We start from the raw sequence: 18,614 nt of genomic DNA, 5'->3' as shown, positions 1-18,614 counted from the left end.
GATGCCACGCAGCCTGAAGAAGGGCCCGTTCGTCGACGACCATCTCCTGAAGAAGGTCGACGTCCAGAACGAGAAGAACACCAAGCAGGTCATCAAGACCTGGTCCCGTCGGTCGACCATCATCCCCGACTTCATCGGACACACCTTCGCCGTCCACGACGGCCGCAAGCATGTGCCGGTGTTCGTCACCGAATCGATGGTCGGGCACAAGCTCGGCGAGTTCGCCCCGACGCGGACCTTCAAGGGTCACATCAAGGACGACCGGAAGAGTAAGCGGCGATGAGCACTGCAGCAGTTACTGAATACCCATCCGCGACGGCCAAGGCGCGCTTCGTGCGGGTCTCGCCGACCAAGGCACGTCGGGTGATCGACCTGGTGCGCGGCAAGTCCGTCACCGAGGCGCTCGACATCCTGCGGTGGGCGCCGCAGGCCGCCAGCGAGCCGGTCGCCAAGGTGATCGCCAGCGCCGCCGCCAATGCGCAGAACAACGACGGTCTGGACCCCGCGACGCTGGTCGTCGCAACCATCCACGCCGACGAGGGCCCGACCGCCAAGCGCATCCGGCCGCGCGCCCAGGGCCGCGCCTTCCGGATCCGCAAGCGCACCAGCCACATCACGGTGATCGTCGAGAGCCGCCCGGACAACAAGAAGAACGCCGGGACCTCGGCCAGCGCCGCGCGGTCACGGCGGGCGCAGGGCAGCAAGGCCGCCGGCGCGAAGAAGACCACGAAGCCGGCCGAGACCACCGCTACGACCGAGGCTTCTGACGAAGCGAAGGGAGGCTCGCAGTAGTGGGCCAGAAGATCAACCCCCACGGCTTCCGGCTCGGCATCACCACCGATTGGAAGTCCCGCTGGTATGCCGACAAGCAGTACGCGGACTACGTCAAGGAAGACGTCGCGATCCGCAAGCTGCTGGCCACCGGCCTGGAGCGCGCCGGCATCGCCGATGTGGAGATCGAACGGACCCGGGACCGGGTGCGGGTCGACATCCACACCGCCCGTCCGGGCATCGTCATCGGCCGGCGCGGCACCGAGGCCGACCGCATCCGCGGCGACCTGGAGAAGCTGACCGGCAAGCAGGTTCAGCTCAACATCCTCGAGGTCAAGAACCCCGAGTCGGTCGCGCAGTTGGTGGCCCAGGGTGTCGCCGAGCAGCTGAGCAACCGCGTGGCGTTCCGCCGCGCGATGCGCAAGGCGATCCAGTCGGCCATGCGCCAGCCCAACGTCAAGGGAATCCGGGTGCAGTGCTCGGGCCGCCTCGGCGGCGCCGAGATGAGCCGCTCGGAGTTCTACCGCGAGGGTCGCGTCCCGCTGCACACGTTGCGGGCCGACATCGACTACGGCCTCTACGAGGCCCGCACCACCTTCGGCCGGATCGGTGTGAAGGTGTGGATCTACAAGGGTGACGTCGTCGGTGGCAAGCGTGAGCTGCCCGTGTCGGCTCCGGCCGGCGACCGTCCGCGCCGCGAGCGTCCGTCGGGTAGCCGGCCGCGCCGCAGCGGGGCCTCGGGCACCACCGCGACGAGCACCGATGCCGGACGCGCCGCGTCCGAGGCACCAGTGGCCACCGAGGCGCCGGCGGCCGGGGCCGCGGCGGCGCAGCCAGAAGCAACGGAGAGCTAGTCATGTTGATTCCGCGTAGGGTCAAGCACCGCAAGCAACATCACCCGCGGCAGCGGGGTCTCGCCAGCGGCGGCACCACCGTCAGCTTCGGTGAGTACGGGATTCAGGCTCTCGAGCACGCCTACGTCACCAACCGGCAGATCGAGGCCGCCCGTATCGCCATCAACCGCCACATCAAGCGCGGCGGCAAGGTCTGGATCAACATCTTCCCGGACCGCCCGCTGACCAAGAAGCCCGCCGAGACCCGCATGGGTTCCGGTAAGGGTTCGCCCGAGTGGTGGGTGGCCAACGTCAAGCCGGGGCGCGTGCTGTTCGAGCTCAGCTACCCTGACGAGAAAACCGCACGGGACGCGCTGACCCGTGCGATCCACAAGTTGCCGATCAAGGCACGCATCGTGACCCGAGAGGAGCAGTTCTGATGGCAGTGGGAGTTTCCGCTGGCGAACTGCGCGAGCTCACCGACGACGAGCTGACCGAACGCCTGCGCGAATCGAAGGAAGAGCTGTTCAACCTGCGGTTCCAGAACGCGACCGGGCAGCTCAACAACAATCGTCGGCTGCGCACGGTGCGTCAGGAAATTGCGCGCGTCTACACGGTGTTGCGCGAACGTGAACTGGGTCTGGCCGCCGGACCCGGTGGTGAGGATTCGTAATGGCAGAAGTATCAGAAGCGAAGGGTCCCAAGCGTACTCCGCGCACCGAGCAGCCCCGCGGCCGTCGTAAGACCGCCATCGGCTACGTGGTGAGCGACAAGATGCAGAAGACCATCGTGGTGGAGCTGGAATCTCGCAAGAGCCATCCGCTCTACGGCAAGATCATCCGGACCACGACCAAGGTCAAGGCCCACGACGAGAACGGTGACGCCGGCGTCGGCGACCGCGTTTCGTTGATGGAGACCCGCCCGATGTCGGCCACCAAGCGGTGGCGCCTGGTCGAGGTCCTCGAGAAGGCCAAGTAGCCAAATCGCCGGTGCCGCACGGCACCAACGCGTAGAACCCCCGCACGCCTTGTTGGGTTCACACGGTCGTCGCAACGCTCTCTTATCTGAGAGGTTGCGGCGACCGTGTCGTTTTCGGAGGACTGTGTTCAATTTGGTGATCAGCTAGCAAAGCTCGTCGATGCGGGCGTGCCGGTGCGGGAAGCGGCGGAGTCGTTGGGGGTGTCACGGCAGCGGGCGTATGCCATCTTGAGTGCCACCGGCCGGCCGATGGGCTCGCCGCGTCCGGATGTCACCGGTGTGGATCCTGCGCGGGTGGCAGCGGTATTTGCAGCAACTGGCTCGGTGAATGCGGCGGCCAAAGCTGTCGGAGTGGCGCACTCCACGGCCCGCCGGATGCTTGTGGAGGCGGGCTTGGTCGACCCAGCGCGGCGCACGCGCGGCAAGACCTGCGAGAAAGCACGGTTCTTTGAACTGCTCGAGGAGGGCTGGTCGTCGGCGCGGGCCGCCCGAGAGGCCGGGGTCAATGTGCGCACCGCCCGGGATTGGCGTGCCGGTATCCGCAAGGTTGGCAACACGCGGGTGTATTCCGATGGCACGGTCGTCGATTACGCCAGCGGGACGCGGTACATACAACCGGTGAAATCCACTGCTGCCGAACAGCGTCCTGCATCTGGACAGGCATCCGCCAGTAGGTATTTGCAGCTCGCCGATCGGCTGGTCATCGCCGACGGCCTGACCGCCGGCCTGAGCTACACCGTGATCGCCGACAAGCTCGGTCGGAATAAGTCGACGGTGTCCCGCGAGGTCGCTGCGCACCGTGTCGAGGGCCTCTACCTGCCATATCAAGCCGATGCGGCGGCTGCGGCGGCACGGTCCCGGCCCAAGCAGTCCAAACTGGTCACCAATCAGAGGCTGCGTAAAGAGGTCGAAGAGGGGCTGGCCAAGCGGTGGTCCCCGGAAGAGATTTCGCATCGTCTGGTCAAGGATTTTCCGGACGACGAGAGCATGCGGGTGAGCCACGAAACGATTTATCAATCCCTCTACTTCCAGGCGCGCGGTGGACTGAAAAAGGAAGTGGCCCAGTCACTGCGAAGTGGCCGCACGTGCCGTAAACCGAACCGTAAGCCCGGTGAGCGTTACCAGCGGTTCGTTGATCCGATGCTCATGATCGCCGACCGGCCCGATATCGAGGATCGCGCGGTGCCCGGGCACTGGGAAGGCGACCTCATCATGGGTGAACTCAACAAGACCGCGATCGGCACTCTGGTGGAACGCACCACCCGCTACACCATGCTGGTGCACCTGCCCGGGGGCCATGATGCCGAAACGGTTCGTGACGGGCTGATCGCCACCATGACGACCCTGCCAGAGCATCTGCGGGGATCGTTGACCTGGGACCAGGGCGCCGAGATGGCCGGGCACAAGGGGTTCTCGATGGCCACCGACATGGCCGTGTACTTCTGTGATCCGGCCAGTCCCTGGCAGCGCGGCACCAACGAAAACACCAACGGCCTGCTTCGTCAGTACTTTCCCAAAGGTACCGACCTCAGCATCTATGGGCCTGAGGACCTCGAACACGTCGCCCAGCAACTCAACGGCCGCCCACGCAAAACGCTCGGCTGGGATACCCCAGCCGAGCGCTTGCGTGATCTACTACAGGCTCAATAACCAGCAGTGTTGCGGCGACCCCTAGAAACCGCCCTTCCGGCGGCGGGGGTTTTCGCTCGTTCCGCCAAAGCTGGTTTGCATGGCCATCACTGCGGCTACCCTGACCTGCGATGAACCGACGTGTCGCAACCTCTGCACGGTTGCTAGTGGTGTGTCGTTGAAATAGTCTGGTCATTTGTTGGTAGACTCGGTGGATGGTGGCTGCGGCGTTGACGGCGACGGTTGAACAGCGAGTTGAGCTGGAGCGGATGGCGGCCTCGACGTCGTTGCCGCACCGGGCGGTGATCCAAGCTCGGGGCCTGCTGTGGGCCTGTGACGGGATCGCCAACGATGAGATCGGGCGGCGCTGTGGGGTGGACTCGGATGCGGTGCGACGCTGGCGTTCTCGATTCTCCGAAGAAGGCATCGCCGGTGTGGGCAAGATCGCCAAAGGTCGCGGCCGCAAGCCCAGTCTGCCAGCGGGTACGGTCGCCGAAGTGCTGCGTCTGACCCGTGAAGAACTGCCCGCAGACGGATCGACGCAGTGGTCCACCCGCACCATGGCCGCCCGGGTTGGGGTCGGAAAAGACTCCGTGGCCAAGATCTGGGCTGACCACAATCTCCAACCTTGGAAGGTGAAGACCTTCAAGGTCAGCAACGATCCGCATTTCGAGGAGAAACTCGTCGATGTTGTTGGGCTGTACATGAATCCGCCAGCCCGTGCGGTGGTGTTTTCCTTCGATGAGAAGACTCAATGTCAAGCGCTGGACCGGACCCAACCCTCGCTGCCGATGAAACCCGGCCGAGCCGGCACCATGACCCACGACTACAAACGCCACGGCACCATCGACCTGTTCGCGGCGATGAACGTTGCCACCGGTGAGGTGCTCACCGATCTGCGCAAAGGCCACACCGGCGCCGATGTACTGCGGTTCTTCAAACAGATCGACGCCTCTGTGCCCCGCGGACTGGCCGTGCATGTCGTGCTTGACAACCTCTCGGCGCACTCGACTCCGGAGATCAAGAAGTGGCTGGCGCACAAGGACCGTCGCCGCTGGCACCTGCACCCCACTCCGACCTCGAGTTCCTGGCTCAATCTCATCGAACGCTGGTTCAAAGAGCTCACCGACAAACGACTGCGTCGCGGAGTATTCACCAGCGTCGCCGATCTCACCGAGGCGATCACCACCTGGGCCGCCCACTGGAACGCCAACCCCACGCCATTCATCTGGAAAGCCACCGCAGAAGACATCATCACCAAAGTCCGCCGCGGACGCGAAACACTTAACCACCTCAATTCACAGACGGAGCACTAGCCGCAGTCTCACTGATTTCTTTGCTGGCTGCGCCGGCGGCAAGAAGCCAACCTCCCGAGGAAGCCGGGGTGTCCATCGCTCCGGCGCTGCCGTTGGCCGAACTGGGCACCCCGAACAATCTGGCCTTTTACGGAACACAGGGCACCGAGTCCCTGGACATCCCGGTCCCGGCGGGCCTGACGCCGGCGACGTTCACGGCGAATACGCAACTGCCCGTCAATGTGCGGAGCGCGACGATCACGGTGTCACAGGAGGATCGCACGCTCGGCCGCGTCGAAGTGCCGCCGGGAGAACGCGTCCCGATCGTGCTGCCGTTGGCGGGCGCGCGGGTCGTGGACAACGCGGTCAACGTCACCCTGCGCAGTTACCTGTTGCCCTCCGACGGCTACTGCGTGGACCCCAGCAATCCGCTCCGGCTCTCCGAGGGGGTGGTGGCCTTCGACGGCGTGGAGCAGCCGCCGACCGCCGTCACGGATTTCCTGCCGCCGGTGCTGCGCGGGCTCACGATCTTCATCGATGAGCAACCCTCGCAGGCGGAATCGGCCGCCGCGGTGCGGGTGGCGACGTCGGTCGCGGCACACTACGGCAGTCAGGCCCCACGCATCGAGGTGGCCAGGCTGACCGACGGCCGGCTGCCCGACGAGGAACCGGCGGCACCGCTGCACCGGCGGGTGGCCATCACCGAGGCGACCGAGGCCGGCGTCGCACTGGTGTCCGGCGCGGGCGTTCCGGCCCTGCTCATCTCCGGTCCGCCCGAGGAGTTGGAGAACCAGAGCCGGCTGCTCACCAGCGACCTCGGTCGGCTGGCGCTGTCCTCGAAAGCCGTTGCCGGCCCGCTGAGTTCGACGCCGCAGCTGCCGGGGGACGAAACGACGATGCGTCGGCTCGGCCAGCCGGGCGTCAACGCCACCGCATTGTCGCCCCAGGTCGCCATCGCGCTGGATCAGACCCGGCTGGGTCGTTCGGCCCACCATGTCCGGGTGCATCTGCGCGGCGCGCACACTCCGCTGCCCGCGGGCATCGGCGGGCAGCTGGTGGCGTCGGTCTCCGGGGAGGCCGTCGACCGGTGGCCGGCCACCGGTTCCGGTGGCATCGACCGCTGGGTCGACGTGCCGGACCGTCTGTTGCAGCGCTACACGACCCTCGGCCTGCAACTCGACATCAGCGGAAACACCGGGCGCTGTGGGGAATTCCAGCCGTTGAACCTCACCATCGACGGCGACAGCCCGGTGCTCAGCAGTCCCGCGGCACCGCCGGTGCCCGCCGGGTTCCAGTCCATGCCGCAGGCCCTGATGCCGCGCACCGCGGTCGGTATCGACGGCAGCTTCGACGACACCCGGCGTGCGGTGGCGGTGCTGGCGGGGCTGCAGCGCCTGGCCGCCCTGCCGATCGACACGGCGGTGATGCCCGTCGCCGACGCCGTCACCCAGGGCGGTCCCGCGGTCATCGTCAGCGCCACCGGTTGGGCCGACGACCGGGTCAGGTTGCCGGTCGACGCCGGTGCGGGCGGCCAGTTCACCGTCGAGGGCGCCGGGGACTCGGGAGCCACCAGCACGCTCACGGTGGATCCGGGGCTGCGCTTCGGCGCGCTGCAGACGCTCTACGACGGCCGACGCAGCCTGCTCGTCGCGACCTCCAACGACGCGCCCGACCAACTCGACGCGTTGCTCGACTGGCTGGGCGAGGACGTCCGGCGCTGGGCTTCGCTGGACGGGGCGGCGCTGATCGCCGCTCCCGGCGCGGATCCGGTGCTGGTGCGCACCGACGTGGACGCCGTCGCCGAACCGGCCCCCACCGAGGAACGTTCGGCGTTGCAGTGGGGCCTCGCCGCGGTCGTGGCCGCGCTGGTGGCCGGCACCGCCGGGTTCTTGATCCACCGACGCATCCGGCGTGCGGGGCAAGGTTGACCGCCACCGCCGAACAGGGCGCGCCCGCCGCGCGGTCGCCATCGCTGCTGGAGCGCTACCTCGCATTGCCGCCGCCGTACCGCATCGCGGCCCGCTGGGTGCTGATCCTGGGTTGCGCCACGGTGGCCTTCTGGGACAGCGTGCTCAGCGCCGCCCACGTCGCCTCGGTCGGCAGCGTGGGCGGCTACATCTGGGTGGTTCCCGGAGCGGCCGCGCTGGCCGCGGTGGGGGTGGCTCGGCGCAACCGCACCGAATTGCCCATCCATGATCGCCAAACCGACATCATCGTCGGAACCATGGGCCTGGTGCTGGCGCTGCTCATCAAAGCCGTGCTGCTCCAGCGCTTTTCCCTGTACTTCTATCTACTGCGCCTCGACCTGGTGGCGATGTGGCTGTTCGTGCTTTCCTCGGCGATCGTGCTGTTCGGATTGCGACCGGTCATGCGCTTCCGCCACGTCTGGGCGCTGCTGTTCATGGTGTTCCCGCTGCCCTACTATCTGTCGGTCGTGTTCCTCGGCGGCGGTAAGTTCGCCGCCGGGGCCTCGGCGATGATCATCGCCGCGGTGGCGACCGGCGTCGCGGTCCGCACCACCGTCCGGCGCGGCGTCATCGGCTCGCTGTACGCCTGGTTGGTCGGCTTCACGGTGCTGCTGATCATCGCGCTGTTCTTCGAAGACGCGCCGATGCTGGTGTATCAGGAGATCCCGGTGCTGACCGCCATCGCGGCGGTCGGCATCTTCATGTATCTGCAGTCCAGGCGCGGTCAGCCCAAGCTGGTCTTCAGCCGCAAGGTGGAACCCCTTGCGGCCGACCAGGTGTGGCTCCCGGTCCCATTCGTGGTGCTCGTCGCGATCGTGCTGGCCACGATCCCGCTGCCGCCCGACGCGAACGCCACCGTCATCACCCACTCCGCTCCCGGAGCCCTGGTCTCCGGTCGCCCGCTGACGCCCGCACCGGGTTGGCAGGTCACCGATCAGCACACCTACGAGGGGATGAGCCGGTTCTACGCCGAGGACGCGGTGCTGTTGCGGCAGCGGATGACCGCCGAGGACGGCGACCCGCGGTTCGACAAGCACGCCCGCCCCCGCACCGTCGTCGTCGACAGCATCGTCAGCCGGCGCCCGATCACCTTCGACACCTATCCGGGGCGGGTCATCTACGACATGACGCATGCCCGGATCAGCGAGGCCCGAGGTGTCGACCTGGGCCACGGCGTGACCGGCCAGCTGCTGTCGGTTGTCGACGACAACCTCCTGATCACCTGGAATTCGCTGCGGTTCGCGTGGGGTACCGACGAGATCGCGCAGCGCATCACGGTTTTCGCCGTCGACAATCACGATCCCGACGCGCCCTTCCCCGAGCCGACCACCACCATGGTGTCGACGTTGCGGACCATGTTCACGCTGCTGTTCCGAGGCAACGCGGTGCTCGACGAGCGCACCCCGACGTTCAAGGACGCCGAACTGCTCACCGAGTTCGGCCGCGGCTTGGTCGCCGCCCAGTTCGAATCGGTCCAGGGGCACCGGTGAGCACCGATGAGCGCCTGCACCGCGCGATCAACGGTCTGCGGGAAAGCGATCCGCTGCGCTCGGCGTCGGTCGCCGTCGTCGGCTGGCAGCGCATCGTCTTGTGGTTGCTGTTGATCTTGCTCGTCGTGTGCGCGCTCTGGCAGCCGATGCGGACCGCGGTCGCCCTGATCGGCCTGAGCACGCTGGGTTACCTGCTCACGATGGGGGACCGGCTGCTGATCTTCCGGCAGGGCCTGCGGTCGAGACCCATCGTCGTCACCGACGAGGAGGCGCGGGCGATCCCGGACGAGGAACTGCCGCCCTACACGATCCTGGTACCGGCCTACAACGAACCGGAGGTCGTCGGCGACCTGATCGGGGCGATGGCCGCGCTCGACTATCCCCGCGACAAGCTGCAGGTGTTGCTGCTGCTGGAAGCCGACGACGACGTCACGATCGAGGCGGCGCGCGAGTGCGCCGAATCCGACGCGATCACCATTGTCTTGGTGCCGCCGGCCGAGCCAAGGACCAAACCCAAGGCGTGCAACTACGGGCTGCATTTCGCCACCGGTGAGATCGTGACGATCTACGACGCCGAGGACCTGCCCGAGCCGCTGCAGCTGCGCCGGGTGGTCGCCGCCTTCGGGCGGCTGCCCGACAATGTCGTCTGTGTGCAGGCAAAGCTGTTGTACCACAACGGTCATCAGAATCTGCTGACCGCCTGGTTCACCGCGGAGTACGGCCTGTGGTTCGGCTACCTGCTGCCGGGGATGATGGGCTCGACCTCGCCCATCCCGCTGGGCGGCACGTCGAATCACCTGCGCCGCGACGTCCTCGAGGACATCGGGGCCTGGGATCCGTTCAACGTCACCGAGGACGCCGACCTGGGGCTGCGGATCGCGGCGCACGGCTACCGCACGGCCGTGATCGACTCGTACACACTCGAGGAGGCCAACAGCGATCCGATCAACTGGGTCCGGCAGCGCTCGCGCTGGTACAAGGGCTATCTGCAGACGTGGTTGGTGCACATCCGCCGCCCCGTCCGGTTGTTGCGCACCCTGGGGTTGCGCGGCTTCGTGCGGTTCAACCTGGTGCTGGCGGGCACCCCGGTCATCGCGGTGCTCAACCTGGCGTTCTGGTTGATCACGGTATTGTGGTTTCTCGGCCAACCCGCGGTGGTCGAGGCGGTATTCCCTTGGTACATCTACTTTCCCGCCTTGATCGCGCTGGTGCTCGGCAACGCCGCGACGCTCTACATGAATCTGATCGCGCTACGGGAGGACGACCGCGCCGACCTGCTGACCGCCGCGCTCACGGTGCCGCTGTTCTGGGTGATGATGAGCGTGGCGGCGGCCAAGGGCTGCTACCAGATGATCCGCAACCCGTCCTACTGGGAGAAGACCTTTCACGGGCTGGCCGACAAACCCGCCGAGGCCGGGGGCCCGAAGGAGGTCGGATAGGTGCTGCGCGGACTGTCCCGGCGGCGGTTGCTGCTCCTGGTGTTCCTCTTCTCCGCCGCCGGCTACGTCGCGGTCGGCTACTGGCTGCAGGTGCGGCACGGCTTCATCTACGGCGACACGCTGGCGCGGGTCACCGCCGCGCAATCGGTGCTGTTCAGCCGGGATCCGCATCTGGCGGCCATCGGCTTCATCTTCACGCCCTTGACCGCGCTGGCGCAGTTGCCGATGCAGGCGCTGAGCCCGCTGTGGCCGGTGATCGGTGAACGGGCGTTCTCGGGCACCCTGATGTCGTCGGTGTTCATGGCCGGGGCGGTCGTCCAGATCCTCGGGATCGGCCTGGACCGGGGGTTGCCGCGCGGCTACGCGCTGGCGATCACCGCGATCTTTGCGCTCAACCCGATGATCGTGCTCTACGGCGCGAACGGGATGAGCGAAGCGCCGTTCATCTTCTTCATGACGTGGGCGGTGCGACGGTTGATCCGGTGGATGGTCGACGACGATGTGCACCACCTGATCGTCGCCGGCGGTATCGCGATGGGACTGGCCTACCTGACCCGCTATGACGCGGTGGCGTGCATCGCCGCGGCGGGTCTGCTGGTGGGCGTCGCCACGTATCGACGGGCGCGGACCCCGCCGCGGTTGCGGCGCGCGCTGCTCGATGTCGTGATGGCCAGCGGGCCCGGCACCGTGGCGTTCGTCGGCTGGGTGGGTGTCAGTTGGCTCATCACCGGCGAGGGCTTCGCGCAGTTCACCTCGCAGTACGGCAACACCGCGATCCTGGCGCAGTCGGGTCAGGAGTCGACGACGTTCGGCGCGGGGTTGGCGTTCGCGGTCGTCTGCATCTCGCTCCTGGCGCCCACGCTGGTGCCGATCGCGGGGTGGGCCGTGGTGCGCCGATGGGGCCGGCCCAACTGGCAGGTGCTGCTGGTGCCGTTGGCCATATACGGTGCGGCCCTGGCTTTTCAGACGCTGAGCTACGCCGCCGGCTCGACGTTCCCGTTTCTGCGGTTCTACGTCATCGCGGTGCCGTTGGCCGCGTGCCTGGCGATGTTGGCGGTGCCCGACGGCGTCTTGGTGGCGGCCAAGCGGCCCGGGCGGCACGCGCCGCCGCCGGCACCCGTCGAGCCGGTCCCGCGAACCCGTGCGCCCTACGTGGGTGTGGCGCTGTTGTTGGCGATCGGCGTGCCGACCACCGCCTGGGGGATGACGCTGCCCGACTACGCCCCGCAGGAGTACGGCCTGGCGGCGGTGGTGGCGCGCGACGCCACCGATGTCACGCCGCGCGGGGCGATCGAGCGGCGCATCGCGGCGAGTTTCTCGACCGAGCGCAGGATCGCCGAACACCTGGAGCGACTGGACCTTCCGGACAGCTCGGTGATCACCGACACCGTGTTCGGTTTCGCGGTGCTGGCCGCCTCGAAGAAACCGAAGATGTTCGTCATCCCGTCGGATCCGGACTTCACCGCGCTGCTCAACGATCCCTCGCTCGGTGGCATCAAGTACCTCCTGGCGGTGCCGCCCGAGGGACGCGGCGTCTCGGACGCCCTGAACCTGCGTTACCCGACGCTGTATGAGACCGGCGCCGAGATCGCCACCCTGGAACTCGAGATCCCCAACGACGGTGACAGCCTGCCGGATTGGCGGCTGTACCGGGTCCTCGAACCGCCGCCGAGCTAGGGGCGCTGTCGAACCAGTCCGCGCGGGGACAGCAGACCGAGGTCGAAGTGGGTCAGCCAGCCCGGCGAGGCGTCGCACACCTGCGGGATGGCGTTGACGACGGACATCGCGGTCCAGGTGTAACCCGGATGGTTCAGGGTGCCGTCCGGCCCGTCGACGCCGGCGAGCGTGAGTTCGGTGGCGGGAACACCCTCGATCACTATCCGGTAGCGGGTCTTACCCCAGTCCCACGGCGGGTCGAGGTTCTCGGGCCCGCCGGTGGTGTAGATCGCGTGGAACACCACCAGGGGGCGGCCCTGAGACCAGCCGGTCCAGACGTGGTGCTGCGCGGCGACGGTGCCGGGGGCGATGCTGCCCAGCTGATGTGGGATCTCGGCGGCCGCGGTCGCGACCTCGAGTTCCGCGGTCACCTCGTCGATGGTGTGGCCGAGACCCTCGGCGACCATGTGCATCGACTGGGCGAAGAACGGCACGCCGAGACCCAAAAGCGTTGGTGCACCGAGGAACGCGTCCTTTTCCTTGCCGAAGCCCATCCAGTCGATGTGGTCCAACGGCGCATCGGACAGCACATTGACCACTTCGTACACGACGACCCGGTCGATCCGGTTCGCCAGCCGGGCCAGGGTCAGCGGCAGGATGTCCCCGGCATAGCCCGGGTGGATTCCGCCGGCGTGAAACGAACTCTGTCCGTCCCGGCAGGCCGCGCGGATCCGGTCGCCGTCGGCGCGAAAATCCGGTGCGGGATGGAAGAATCCGCTCGTGGTGACGACGTTCTTGCCCGAGCGCAGCAACCGACAGACGGTGTCGACGTCCATGATCACCGGGGTGTAGAACACACAGTCGGCGTCGAGGGCGATCATGGCCTCGACGTCATCGGTGGTGACGACGCCGGTCGGTTCGATCCCGACGATGTCGCCGGCGTCCTTGCCGACCTTTTCCGGGTCGTGGACCAGCACGCCGACCAGATCGAAGACCGGATTGTCGGCAAAGTGTCGCAGGCCGACCTGACCGACATCGCCTGTCATCCACTGGATCACGCGGTAACGCTGTTGCGGCATCGACCACCCCTGAATCCCTCCGGCGCCCAGCGCACCCGATGGTGACGTTTCTAGCGGCAACACTGACCGGAGTCAACAACTCCGCACCCGCCTCCGGGCAGATCGCTCCCGTGCGTGGGATTCGGCTCAGATCCCGGCCGCCACCGAGTAATGTCCGCAACAGGTTCGGGTGGTCATCGAGGGTTGGGGGACGCCAATGGTCGCTGAATTCAACGGCAGGATCGAACTGGACATCCGCGACTCCGAGCCCGACTGGACTCCGTTCGCGGCGCCGACGGCGCCCGAGGGTGCGCCCAATGTGCTCTACCTGGTGTGGGACGACGTCGGCATCGCGACGTGGGATTGCTTCGGTGGGCTCGTCGAGATGCCGAACATGGCTCGCATCGCCGAACGGGGCGTGCGGCTTTCGCAGTTCCACACCACGGCGCTGTGCTCGCCGACGCGGGCGGCCCTGCTCACCGGACGCAATCCCACCACGGTGGGGATGGCGACCGTCGCGGAGTTCACCGACGGGTTCCCCAATTGCAGCGGACGGATTCCCGCCGAGACCGCGCTGCTGTCCGAGGTGCTCGCCGAGCGCGGCTGGAACACCTACTGCGTCGGAAAGTGGCACCTGACTCCGCTGGAGGAGTCCAATCTTGCGGCCAGCAAGCGGCATTGGCCGTTGGGCCGGGGCTTCGAGCGCTTCTACGGCTTCCTGGGCGGGGAGACCGATCAGTGGTACCCGGATCTGGTTTACGACAACCATCCGGTGGCCCCGCCGGCGCGCCCGGAGGACGGTTACCACCTGTCGAAGGACCTCGCCGACAAGGCCATCGAGTTCATCCGCGACGCCAAGGTGGTCGCCCCCGACAAACCGTGGTTCTCCTACCTGTGTCCGGGTGCGGGCCACGCCCCCCACCACGTGTTCGCCGAGTGGGCCGACCACTATCGGGGTCGTTTCGACATGGGCTACGAGCGCTATCGCGAGATCGTGCTGGAGAACCAGCAGCGCATGGGCCTGGTGCCGCCCGGCACCGAGCTCTCACCCCTGAACCCGTACGCGGATGTCACCGGGCCCGGGGGCGAGCCCTGGCCGCAACAGGACACCGTCCGGCCGTGGGACTCGTTGGACGACGACGAGAAACGGTTGTTCTGCCGGATGGCCGAGGTTTTCGCCGGATTCCTGAGCTACACCGACCATCAGGTCGGTCGCCTGCTGGACTACCTGGAGGACTCGGGGCAGCTGGACAACACGCTGATCGTGGTGATCTCCGACAACGGCGCCTCCGGCGAGGGTGGCCCGGACGGTTCGGTCAACGAGGTCAAGTTCTTCAACGGCTACATCGACACCGTCGAGGAAAGTCTGCGCTACTACGACGAACTCGGTTCGCCGACCACCTACGGCCACTATCCGATCGGCTGGGCGATGGCGTTCAACACGCCCTACAAACTCTACAAACGCTACGCCTCCCATGAGGGTGGCATCGCCGACCCGGCCATCATCTCGTGGCCGAAAGGGATTGCCGCGCAAGGGGAGATCCGCGACGTCTACGTGAACGTCTGCGACGTCACCCCGACGGTGTTCGAGCTGCTGGACATCACCCCGCCCGCAACGGTGCGGGGCATTCCGCAAAAGCCGCTGGACGGGGTGAGTTTCGCGGCGATGTTGAAGGATCCCGAGTTTCCGACCGGCAAGGACACGCAGTTCTACACGATGCTGGGCACCCGCGGCATCTGGCACAAGGGGTGGTTCGCCAACACGGTGCACGCCGCCGCCCCGGCCGGCTGGGGACACTTCGACGCCGACCGCTGGGAGCTGTACCACATCGAATCGGACCGCAGCCAGAGCCGCGACCTCGCCGGTGAACACCCTGAGCGCCTGGAGCAACTCAAGCAGCTGTGGTTCAGCGAGGCGGCCAAGTACAACGGGTTGCCGTTGGGCGACCTGAACATCTTCGACACCTTGGCGCGCACCCGGCCGTATCTGGTCGGGGAGCGGCAGCGCTTCACGTACTACCCGGGCACCGCCGAGGTCGGGCCCGGGGCGGGCGTCGAGCTCCGGGGGCAGACGTTCTCCGTGTTGGTCGAGGTGTCGGTCGCCGACGCCGGGGCCGAGGGCGTGCTGTTCAAGCAGGGCGCCGGCCACGGCGGCCACGTGCTCTACCTGACCGGCGGGGAGTTGCGCTACGTCTACAACTTCATGGGCGAGGACGAGCAGAGCGTCGTCGCGCCCGGCGTGGTCACGGTCGGCGACCATGTGTTCGGGGTGCGTTACGAACGGACCGGCACGGTCGAGGGCAGCCACACCCCGCTGGGGACGGTCTCGCTGTACGTCGACGACGCCGTCGTCGCCACCCGCGCCGACGTGCGGGCCCACCCCGGCACCTTCGGCCTGGCCGGCGGCGGCGTGGCGGTCGGTCGCAACGCCGGGCACGCCGTGTCGGCGGCCTACGTGGCGCCGTTCCCGTTCACCGGCGGCACCATCGCCAAGGCCGTCGTCGACGTCTCCGGTGCGCCGTACGTCGGCATCGAGACCGAAATCGCCACCGCGTTCGCAAAGGACTGAGGACCATGCCGTGGATCGCCGCCCGGACGGGCCTGGCACTGACCGTCTCGACGCTGCTGCTCGCCGGGTGCGCGGCCGACGTCACCGAGGACCGGCCGGCGGTGACCGCGGCCGGTTCGGCGGCACCGGCGGCGCCCGCGCCGACCCGGGACGACCCCGCGCCACCGGACGACGGGCTCCCGGACTACGGCGTGGTCCCCACCACCACGCGCGCGCTGGCCCCGGCCGAACAGACCTGCCCGTCGCCGGCCGGGTCGACCGTGCGGGTGTCGTCCTCGCTGCCGGGTTCGCCGACCGTGATCGTCGGGGTGCCCGACGGCTTCGGCGCGGTGGCCCCGACCGGACCCGAGGTTCGCCTCGCGGGACCCGACGGCGTCACCGCCGTCGTCACCATCACCGCCGCCGACCCGGACCCCGCGGCCGCATTCAGGCGGTACACCGACCAGCGCACCGGCCCCGCCGCGCTCAACACCGTCAACATCTTGCCCGCCGAACTCTGCGACTACAGTGGTCAGAAGCTGATGGGCGTGCTGACCGACGAACCGGGGAGCGGCATCGACTACGCCGACCGCATCGTGCACGTATGGACCGGATCGGGCACCTTTCTGATCGCGGTGGCGGTGCAAGCCCCGAGTGGCACCCCCGGGTTCGACGCCGCCAGCGCCGCGATGCTGGGCGACTTCGGCGTGCAGATGCCCGATTGAGGCCAACCGGGCCGGTCGGACGAATTTGGTGCATTGCCGCCCGTCACCTAGACTCTAGGGGTTGCCGTGGGCAGACCTCGGCCGATGAGCGTTTCATCGGCCCCGCGTGCCCATCGGTGACGAAGACCGAGCTCGTCAAGGTTTGTTTGGCATGCCCTGCCCAGTGCGGGAGGGGATGTCGGGGAGATTTTGGCGTGCGCAACGAGGAGACCAGCGCGTTTCGGCCGGGACCGAACGATACGGGCTGGGAAATATAGGGAGATCTAGTGATTCAGCAGGAATCGCGGCTCAAGGTCGCCGACAACACGGGCGCCAAGGAGATCTTGTGCATCCGCGTGCTCGGCGGCTCGTCGCGTCGCTACGCCGGCATCGGTGATGTCATCGTGGCGACCGTCAAGGACGCCATCCCCGGCGGCAACGTCAAGCGTGGCGACATCGTCAAGGCGGTCGTGGTGCGCACCGTCAAGGAGCGGCGCCGGGCCGACGGCAGCTACATCAAGTTCGACGAGAACGCCGCCGTGATCATCAAGGCCGACAACGACCCGCGCGGTACCCGCATCTTCGGTCCCGTCGGCCGTGAGCTTCGCGAAAAGCGCTTCATGAAGATCGTCTCGCTGGCCCCGGAGGTTTTGTAAATGAAGGTCCACAAGGGCGACACCGTCCTCGTCATCTCCGGTAAGGACAAGGGCGCCAAGGGCAAGGTCCTGGTTGCCTACCCGTCGCGGAACCGGGTTCTGGTCGAGGGCGTCAACCGCATCAAGAAGCACACCGCCGTCTCGGCGAACGAGCGCGGCGCCTCCTCCGGCGGCATCGTCACCCAGGAGGCGCCGATCCACGTCTCCAACGTGATGGTCGTCGACTCCGACGGCAAGCCCACCCGCGTGGGCTACCGCACCGACGAAGAGAGCGGCAAGCGCGTCCGCATCGCCAAGACCAACGGCAAGGACATCTGAGAAGCATGACCACTGTGGAAACCACCGAGAAGGTTCAGCCCCGGCTGAAGCAGCGCTACCGCGAGGAGATCAAGGACGCGCTGCTCAAGGAATTCGAGTACGCCAACGTGATGCAGATCCCGGGCGTCGTCAAGGTCGTGGTGAACATGGGCGTCGGCGACGCCGCCCGCGACGCGAAGCTGATCAACGGCGCGGTCAACGACCTCGCCTTGATCACCGGCCAGAAGCCGGAGATCCGCAAGGCTCGCAAGTCCATCGCGCAGTTCAAGCTGCGTGAGGGCATGCCGATCGGCGCGCGGGTGACCCTGCGCGGCGACCGGATGTGGGAGTTCCTGGATCGCCTGATCTCGATCTCGCTGCCCCGTATCCGCGACTTCCGCGGCCTGAGCCCGAAGCAGTTCGACGGGACCGGCAACTACACCTTCGGTCTGACCGAGCAATCGGTGTTCCACGAAATCGACGTGGACTCGATCGACCGCCCCCGCGGCATGGACATCACCGTCGTCACCTCGGCGACGAATGACGACGAAGGACGAGCGCTGCTGCGGGCTCTCGGCTTCCCGTTCAAGGAGAACTGAGCAGATGGCAAAGAAAGCTCTGATCAACAAGGCCAACAAGAAGCCCAAGTTCAAGGTGCGTGGCTACACCCGTTGCAACAAGTGCGGCCGGCCGCACTCGGTGTACCGCAAGTTCGGGCTGTGCCGTATCTGCCTGCGCGAGATGGCGCACGCGGGCGAACTGCCCGGCGTGCAGAAGTCCAGCTGGTAACCACAGACCAACAACTACCAAGTAAGGGCGCGGCAGGCCCCGACCAGTTTCGGGGAACCGCCGCGAGGAAGGTGACATACCTGTCATGACCATGACGGATCCGATCGCAGACTTCTTGACGCGTCTGCGCAACGCCAACGGGGCGTACCACGACGAGGTGGTGCTCCCGCACTCGAAGATCAAGGCGAACATCGCCGAGATCCTCAAGAACGAGGGCTACATCACCGATTACCGCACCGAGGATGCCCGGGTCGGGAAGTCGCTGGTGGTCCAGCTCAAGTACGGGCCGAGCCGCGAGCGAAGCATCGCCGGCCTGCGCCGCGTGTCCAAGCCCGGTCTGCGGGTGTACGCAAAATCCACCAATCTGCCTCGGGTGCTCGGCGGCCTGGGCGTGGCGATCATCTCCACGTCCTCGGGTCTCCTCACCGACCGGCAGGCGGCACGACAGGGCGTGGGCGGCGAAGTCCTCGCGTACGTCTGGTAGCGGGATAGGAGCCAAGAGAC

The 18,614-nt window shown here is 67.2% G+C and carries 20 protein-coding genes; 19 read left to right on the top strand and 1 reads right to left on the bottom strand.

Translation table 11 applies throughout. From position 1 onward, the window contains the following. Position 1: 1 nt before the first annotated feature. The 12 genes from rpsS (at position 2) to R2K23_RS18100 (ending at position 12,079) form a co-directional block, all read left to right on the top strand. On the top strand, positions 2-283 hold the full coding sequence (rpsS, locus tag R2K23_RS18155; protein WP_011739061.1) for a 30S ribosomal protein S19: 282 nt from the start codon (positions 2-4) through the stop codon (positions 281-283). Continuing rightward, the gene (gene rplV, locus R2K23_RS18150; RefSeq protein ID WP_316511506.1) at positions 280-792 is read left to right on the top strand and encodes a 50S ribosomal protein L22; all 513 of its coding nucleotides are present in this window, start codon (positions 280-282) and stop codon (positions 790-792) included. Before rpsS ends, rplV begins: the two co-directional genes overlap by 4 nt. Continuing rightward, on the top strand, positions 792-1,625 hold the full coding sequence (gene rpsC / locus R2K23_RS18145) for a 30S ribosomal protein S3 (protein ID WP_316511505.1): 834 nt from the start codon (positions 792-794) through the stop codon (positions 1,623-1,625). Before rplV ends, rpsC begins: the two co-directional genes overlap by 1 nt. A 2-nt stretch (positions 1,626-1,627) precedes the next feature. Next, a complete protein-coding gene (gene rplP / locus R2K23_RS18140) occupies positions 1,628-2,044 on the top strand; it encodes a 50S ribosomal protein L16 (RefSeq protein ID WP_316511504.1) in 417 nt (138 codons plus the stop codon). Continuing rightward, positions 2,044-2,277 carry a 50S ribosomal protein L29 gene (gene rpmC, locus R2K23_RS18135; protein ID WP_316511503.1) on the top strand — a complete coding sequence of 78 codons (234 nt, stop codon included), beginning with the start codon at positions 2,044-2,046 and terminating at the stop codon, positions 2,275-2,277. Before rplP ends, rpmC begins: the two co-directional genes overlap by 1 nt. Continuing rightward, on the top strand, positions 2,277-2,582 hold the full coding sequence (rpsQ, locus tag R2K23_RS18130; protein ID WP_316511502.1) for a 30S ribosomal protein S17: 306 nt from the start codon (positions 2,277-2,279) through the stop codon (positions 2,580-2,582). Before rpmC ends, rpsQ begins: the two co-directional genes overlap by 1 nt. Positions 2,583-2,957: 375 nt before the next feature. After that, positions 2,958-4,232: an IS30 family transposase gene (locus tag R2K23_RS18125; RefSeq protein WP_465270714.1), complete on the top strand. Its 1,275-nt coding sequence runs from the start codon at positions 2,958-2,960 to the stop codon at positions 4,230-4,232. Positions 4,233-4,426: 194 nt separating this feature from the next. After that, positions 4,427-5,527 (top strand): IS630 family transposase, encoded by a 1,101-nt coding sequence (locus R2K23_RS18120; RefSeq protein ID WP_316511500.1) that lies wholly within the window; start codon positions 4,427-4,429, stop codon positions 5,525-5,527. A gap of 68 nt (positions 5,528-5,595) precedes the next feature. Then, positions 5,596-7,434, top strand: coding sequence for a hypothetical protein (locus R2K23_RS18115; protein WP_316511498.1), 1,839 nt, complete (start codon positions 5,596-5,598; stop codon positions 7,432-7,434). After that, positions 7,431-8,963: a hypothetical protein gene (locus R2K23_RS18110; RefSeq protein WP_316511497.1), complete on the top strand. Its 1,533-nt coding sequence runs from the start codon at positions 7,431-7,433 to the stop codon at positions 8,961-8,963. The genes R2K23_RS18115 and R2K23_RS18110 overlap by 4 nt, the downstream gene beginning before the upstream one ends. After that, positions 8,960-10,402, top strand: coding sequence for a glycosyltransferase (locus R2K23_RS18105; protein ID WP_316511496.1), 1,443 nt, complete (start codon positions 8,960-8,962; stop codon positions 10,400-10,402). Before R2K23_RS18110 ends, R2K23_RS18105 begins: the two co-directional genes overlap by 4 nt. Beyond that, positions 10,403-12,079: an ArnT family glycosyltransferase gene (locus tag R2K23_RS18100; RefSeq protein WP_316511495.1), complete on the top strand. Its 1,677-nt coding sequence runs from the start codon at positions 10,403-10,405 to the stop codon at positions 12,077-12,079. On the opposite strand, the gene R2K23_RS18095 is transcribed toward R2K23_RS18100, so the two are convergent. Continuing rightward, positions 12,076-13,137: an NAD(P)H-dependent amine dehydrogenase family protein gene (locus tag R2K23_RS18095; protein ID WP_316511493.1), complete on the bottom strand. Its 1,062-nt coding sequence runs from the start codon at positions 13,135-13,137 to the stop codon at positions 12,076-12,078. The genes R2K23_RS18100 and R2K23_RS18095 overlap by 4 nt on opposite strands. Before the next feature lie 196 nt (positions 13,138-13,333). Between R2K23_RS18095 and R2K23_RS18090 the strand changes: the two genes are divergently transcribed. From R2K23_RS18090 to rpsH, 7 genes are all read left to right on the top strand, one after another. Further along, a complete protein-coding gene (locus R2K23_RS18090) occupies positions 13,334-15,685 on the top strand; it encodes an arylsulfatase (protein ID WP_316511492.1) in 2,352 nt (783 codons plus the stop codon). Positions 15,686-15,690: 5 nt separating this feature from the next. Next, a complete protein-coding gene (locus tag R2K23_RS18085) occupies positions 15,691-16,389 on the top strand; it encodes a hypothetical protein (RefSeq protein ID WP_316511490.1) in 699 nt (232 codons plus the stop codon). 266 nt (positions 16,390-16,655) lie between these two features. Continuing rightward, positions 16,656-17,024 (top strand): 50S ribosomal protein L14, encoded by a 369-nt coding sequence (rplN, locus tag R2K23_RS18080; RefSeq protein ID WP_013830249.1) that lies wholly within the window; start codon positions 16,656-16,658, stop codon positions 17,022-17,024. After that, on the top strand, positions 17,025-17,342 hold the full coding sequence (gene rplX, locus R2K23_RS18075; protein ID WP_316511487.1) for a 50S ribosomal protein L24: 318 nt from the start codon (positions 17,025-17,027) through the stop codon (positions 17,340-17,342). Positions 17,343-17,347: 5 nt separating this feature from the next. Then, a complete protein-coding gene (rplE, locus tag R2K23_RS18070; protein ID WP_316511486.1) occupies positions 17,348-17,920 on the top strand; it encodes a 50S ribosomal protein L5 in 573 nt (190 codons plus the stop codon). 4 nt (positions 17,921-17,924) lie between these two features. Further along, a complete protein-coding gene (locus R2K23_RS18065) occupies positions 17,925-18,110 on the top strand; it encodes a type Z 30S ribosomal protein S14 (protein ID WP_126335172.1) in 186 nt (61 codons plus the stop codon). A gap of 85 nt (positions 18,111-18,195) precedes the next feature. Beyond that, positions 18,196-18,594: a 30S ribosomal protein S8 gene (gene rpsH, locus R2K23_RS18060; protein WP_316511484.1), complete on the top strand. Its 399-nt coding sequence runs from the start codon at positions 18,196-18,198 to the stop codon at positions 18,592-18,594. Positions 18,595-18,614: the final 20 nt, after the last annotated feature.

The organism is Mycolicibacterium sp. MU0050, from assembly GCF_963378085.1.
Classification (GTDB): domain Bacteria; phylum Actinomycetota; class Actinomycetes; order Mycobacteriales; family Mycobacteriaceae; genus Mycobacterium; species Mycobacterium wendilense.
The sequence above is the reverse complement of the archived record's forward strand: the minus strand, read 5'-3'. Positions and strand labels throughout refer to the sequence as shown.

Bases quoted from the DNA above. Each gene is read 5' to 3' on its own strand.
- R2K23_RS18065 (WP_126335172.1), top strand. From the start codon at position 17,925: ATGGCAAAGAAAGCTCTGATCAACAAGGCCAACAAGAAGCCCAAGTTC.
- R2K23_RS18085 (WP_316511490.1), top strand. From the start codon at position 15,691: ATGCCGTGGATCGCCGCCCGGACGGGCCTGGCACTGACCGTCTCGACG.
- rplP (WP_316511504.1), top strand. From the start codon at position 1,628: ATGTTGATTCCGCGTAGGGTCAAGCACCGCAAGCAACATCACCCGCGG.
- R2K23_RS18125 (WP_465270714.1), top strand. From the start codon at position 2,958: ATGCTTGTGGAGGCGGGCTTGGTCGACCCAGCGCGGCGCACGCGCGGC.
- rpsS (WP_011739061.1), top strand. From the start codon at position 2: ATGCCACGCAGCCTGAAGAAGGGCCCGTTCGTCGACGACCATCTCCTG.
- rpsQ (WP_316511502.1), top strand. From the start codon at position 2,277: ATGGCAGAAGTATCAGAAGCGAAGGGTCCCAAGCGTACTCCGCGCACC.
- R2K23_RS18090 (WP_316511492.1), top strand. From the start codon at position 13,334: ATGGTCGCTGAATTCAACGGCAGGATCGAACTGGACATCCGCGACTCC.
- R2K23_RS18095 (WP_316511493.1), bottom strand. From the start codon at position 13,137: ATGCCGCAACAGCGTTACCGCGTGATCCAGTGGATGACAGGCGATGTC.
- rplE (WP_316511486.1), top strand. From the start codon at position 17,348: ATGACCACTGTGGAAACCACCGAGAAGGTTCAGCCCCGGCTGAAGCAG.
- rpsH (WP_316511484.1), top strand. From the start codon at position 18,196: ATGACCATGACGGATCCGATCGCAGACTTCTTGACGCGTCTGCGCAAC.
- rpmC (WP_316511503.1), top strand. From the start codon at position 2,044: ATGGCAGTGGGAGTTTCCGCTGGCGAACTGCGCGAGCTCACCGACGAC.
- rplV (WP_316511506.1), top strand. From the start codon at position 280: ATGAGCACTGCAGCAGTTACTGAATACCCATCCGCGACGGCCAAGGCG.
- rplX (WP_316511487.1), top strand. From the start codon at position 17,025: ATGAAGGTCCACAAGGGCGACACCGTCCTCGTCATCTCCGGTAAGGAC.
- R2K23_RS18120 (WP_316511500.1), top strand. From the start codon at position 4,427: ATGGTGGCTGCGGCGTTGACGGCGACGGTTGAACAGCGAGTTGAGCTG.